The following is a 3,433-nucleotide window of genomic DNA, read 5'->3' as shown; positions in this document are numbered from 1 at the left end:
TTGTATCACTGCTGTTTTTTCTCAGCTGGGATAATTCCTTCACACTCTCTTTGATGTGTATTGTTTTTGCGAATGACATATTGTTATATTTATAGTTTAGTCCAAAAATAATAAAAAAATCTATTCTGCAAATATTGGACTGAATTTTATTTATAATTGGTATTATATCTGATTTCAACCCTCACCAAATGAGGCAATTACGGTTTCGCCTCCCCTGACAACCTGGTTTAATTGTACATTAATTTTAGTGCCTATGGGTAAAAACAGATCTACTCTGGAGCCGAATTTTATAAAGCCAAACTCCGCTCCTTGTACCGCTTTATCACCTTCTTTACAGTAATATACAATTCGTCTCGCTAAAGCTCCTGCTATTTGCCGGAAGAGTATTGCCTTTCCGCTGTTTAACTCAACAACTACCGTAGAACGTTCGTTTTCCGTGGATGATTTGGGATGCCATGCAACCAGGTAAAGTCCCGGATGATATTTTACATATTTTACAAGGCCGCCAATTGGAAAGCGATTCACATGCACATTTATGGGTGACATAAAAACGGAAACCTGTATACGTTTATCTTTAAAATATTCAGGCTCTTCCACTTCTTCTATTACAACTACCTTTCCATCCGCCGGCGCAAGAATATGTCTGTCATTTATAGTAGTATTTCGTGATGGATTACGGAAAAATTGCAACACTATAATTAATAACACAACAGAGATAATATCTGCTGCTAAAACAAGTGCAGCGTTTTGTGTGAAGTAATTTGTTGCACCAATAATGGCAGCGCTGAATAAAAGTGTTAATCCTATTGTCGGGTACCCTTCGCGGTGAATCATAAAGTGGATATAAAAAATATATAGATAAAAATAAATGGTATTGACATGATAAGGCTGTCAAACCTGTCCAATATTCCGCCATGCCCGGGTAAAATTGTTCCCGAATCTTTTACGTCAACAGTTCTTTTAAATAACGATTCAACCAGGTCGCCGAGGTTGCCCATTACAACAATTATTAGGGCAATAACCATCCAGTCCATTACATTAAATACGGTAAAATACATCGATACAATGTATGCAACTGCAAGGGCCAATATTCCGCCGCCAATCGTTCCTTCCCATGTTTTTTTAGGAGAGATGCGCTCAAATAATTTATGCTTTCCGAATGCTTTCCCGGATAAATAAGCGCCGGTATCACTGCTCCATAAGATGAACAGGATACCTAAGATCTTTGATGGTGCATAGCTATTGGTGCTGAACGTAACAGGAGTGCCAAATGCAATTACAGTAAATAAAGAAAATGGCAGGGCGATGTATAGTACACCCAGTATTGTATATGCGATATTGCCAAAAGTTTTTTCTTTTTTTCGATAAAGCTCAATGATAAATATACTGAACAGGATAGGGAGGAGGAGCGCGATAGGAAATAGGACAAACTTGCTATAAGTATTACTGTAATTTAACAGTATTCCCAAAAACAAAAACACTCCCAGTAATAAACCTGTTATCCGCTGTGGCTGATGGTCTGTTTTTTCGGTAAGGGTATAGAATTCCCATAAGCCCAGCATGGTAATTACAAAAAACAGGATAGCGAATGAATATGCACTAAACAGCACTGATCCTAGCAGGATTATTACAAAAATAGTTCCGGTGATGGCGCGTTGGAGCAAGAGCTAAGTCATTAGTTGTTTTTCAAAAGTACTAAAAGATATAGTACATATTATCTATAACTCTGACAGGGTTTTAAACCCTATAACTCTGACAGGGTTTTAAACCCTGTCAGAGTTATAACTTCAATTTACTGTAAAATTATTATCAATAATATATTTGGCTTTGATCACATTATCACGTTCAACATAAAGGCCTGCGTCACCGATCGATTTATATAGCGAATCCTGTGTGTTCACGATCACGCATAAAATATCATGGTCAAGCAACAGGGCTTTTATAAGTTCGGCGGTATGAACCTCGGTGGTGGAATAAATTTTAACCCAGTTCTCGTTCACTGTCCTTTGCCTGAAGAGTCGATTAGAAAAACATAAATTTCTTTAGGGCCGTGTGCTCCCTGTACAAGAGTTTTTTCAATATCCGCTGTTCTGCTGGGACCTGTGATGGTGGAAACAAGTGAAGGAAAATTTTTCCCGTATTTGGTTTTAAGTCCTTTCAGGGCGTCTTTAATGTTGTACACCAACTGGTCGGTATAGGCAATAACGATGTGATAATTGGAATATGCAGGTAAGCGTCGGCCGGATGCCTGTTTCGAACTTATAATAACACTTCCTGTCCGGGCAACAAGGCACTCGCAGCCCGTAACTCCCACATTGGTATTGATAAAGTCCGATTCCTTATCTGAAAAAGGGATACCACCTTTTTTAAGTATTGTTTTAAGTGATTCTTCCAGGCAAAATATATTGTCCCACTTGTTTTCTTTGATAAGCGATGAGATTGTGGATACGAGATCAGAATCGTTCTCACAAAATGCGAACTTGCCGTTAAGCGAGGTTAACCGTTGCGCAAATAAAACTTCATGGGAGTCATCCGATGTGGTATAAATCTCAGAATCAAAATCAACAGCGCCAAAATTTACTTCCGATTTATGTATCAGGGCCTTTCGGATCTTTTTTAATATTTTTTCCTTTGAGGTACTCTCTTCCATTAAATAATATTAAAATAGGGTTAATGGCTTCTCATTATTCGCATTCGCTTCCGAGGTACTTGGTTGAGCAGGTGCCACAGGCGTTCCGTTAGAATTCTCGTTCTTTTGCTCTTCTTTTAATGTATTCGCCACACCATTGATCGGTTGCTGAGGCGCAGTTGTTCCGTTTCCAGCAGGCTTTTTTTCAGCCTTTTCTTCCGGTTTAGCGAAAGGTCGTACTCCAAAAATACGCTCAAGGTCTTCTTTAAAAATAACTTCTTTCTCCAACAGCAGCTCAGCCAACTGTTTAAGAAGGTGTTGATTTTTGGTAAGGATCTCTTTGGTATGCTTATATGCTTTGTCAATCAGTTTACTTACTTCTTCGTCGATAAGCTCTGCAGTTTTCTCACTATAAGGCTTATTGAATGAATATTCCGATTGGCCCGATGAATCATAGAAACTAATATGCCCTACTTTCTCACTCAGTCCATAATACATGATCATGGCATAAGCCTGCTTGGTTATTTTTTCAAGGTCGCTTAAAGCTCCGGTCGATATTTTTCCGAATATGATCTCTTCAGCTACGCGCCCGCCAAGTGCAGCACATATCTCATCAAACAATTGCTCGGTTGTAGTGATCTGTCTTTCTTCGGGTAAATACCATGCCGCACCCAAAGAACGTCCCCGCGGCACAATAGTGACTTTTACCAATGGCGAAGCGTGTTCAAGGAGCCAGCTGGCAGAAGCGTGTCCTGCTTCGTGGTATGCGATCACATTCTTTTCATGTGCGGAGATGATTTTGTT

At 39.4% G+C, this 3,433-nt stretch carries 5 protein-coding genes; all 5 read right to left on the bottom strand.

From position 1 onward, the window contains the following. Positions 1 to 174: 174 nt before the first annotated feature. Complete coding sequence (locus HYU69_01130) at positions 175 to 834, bottom strand: phosphatidylserine decarboxylase family protein (GenBank protein ID MBI2268940.1); 660 nt, start codon at positions 832 to 834, stop codon at positions 175 to 177. Further along, on the bottom strand, positions 831 to 1,664 hold the full coding sequence (locus HYU69_01125) for a phosphatidate cytidylyltransferase (protein ID MBI2268939.1): 834 nt from the start codon (positions 1,662 to 1,664) through the stop codon (positions 831 to 833). Before HYU69_01125 ends, HYU69_01130 begins: the two co-directional genes overlap by 4 nt. 123 nt (positions 1,665 to 1,787) lie before the next feature. After that, positions 1,788 to 2,000, bottom strand: coding sequence for a DUF2007 domain-containing protein (locus tag HYU69_01120; GenBank protein ID MBI2268938.1), 213 nt, complete (start codon positions 1,998 to 2,000; stop codon positions 1,788 to 1,790). Further along, positions 1,997 to 2,650 (bottom strand): lactate utilization protein, encoded by a 654-nt coding sequence (locus tag HYU69_01115; protein ID MBI2268937.1) that lies wholly within the window; start codon positions 2,648 to 2,650, stop codon positions 1,997 to 1,999. Before HYU69_01115 ends, HYU69_01120 begins: the two co-directional genes overlap by 4 nt. 9 nt (positions 2,651 to 2,659) lie before the next feature. Next, positions 2,660 to 3,433 (bottom strand): hypothetical protein (locus HYU69_01110; protein ID MBI2268936.1); only part of this gene is annotated, 774 nt, incomplete at its 5' end.

It is taken from the genome of Bacteroidota bacterium, from assembly GCA_016183775.1.
Classification (GTDB): domain Bacteria; phylum Bacteroidota; class Bacteroidia; order JABDFU01; family JABDFU01; genus JABDFU01.
This window is presented reverse-complemented; position numbering and strand designations above follow the sequence as displayed.

Excerpts from the sequence above, each read along its gene's own strand:
- HYU69_01115 (MBI2268937.1), bottom strand. The coding sequence starts at position 2,650 with ATGGAAGAGAGTACCTCAAAGGAAAAAATATTAAAAAAGATCCGAAAG.
- HYU69_01130 (MBI2268940.1), bottom strand. The coding sequence starts at position 834 with ATGATTCACCGCGAAGGGTACCCGACAATAGGATTAACACTTTTATTC.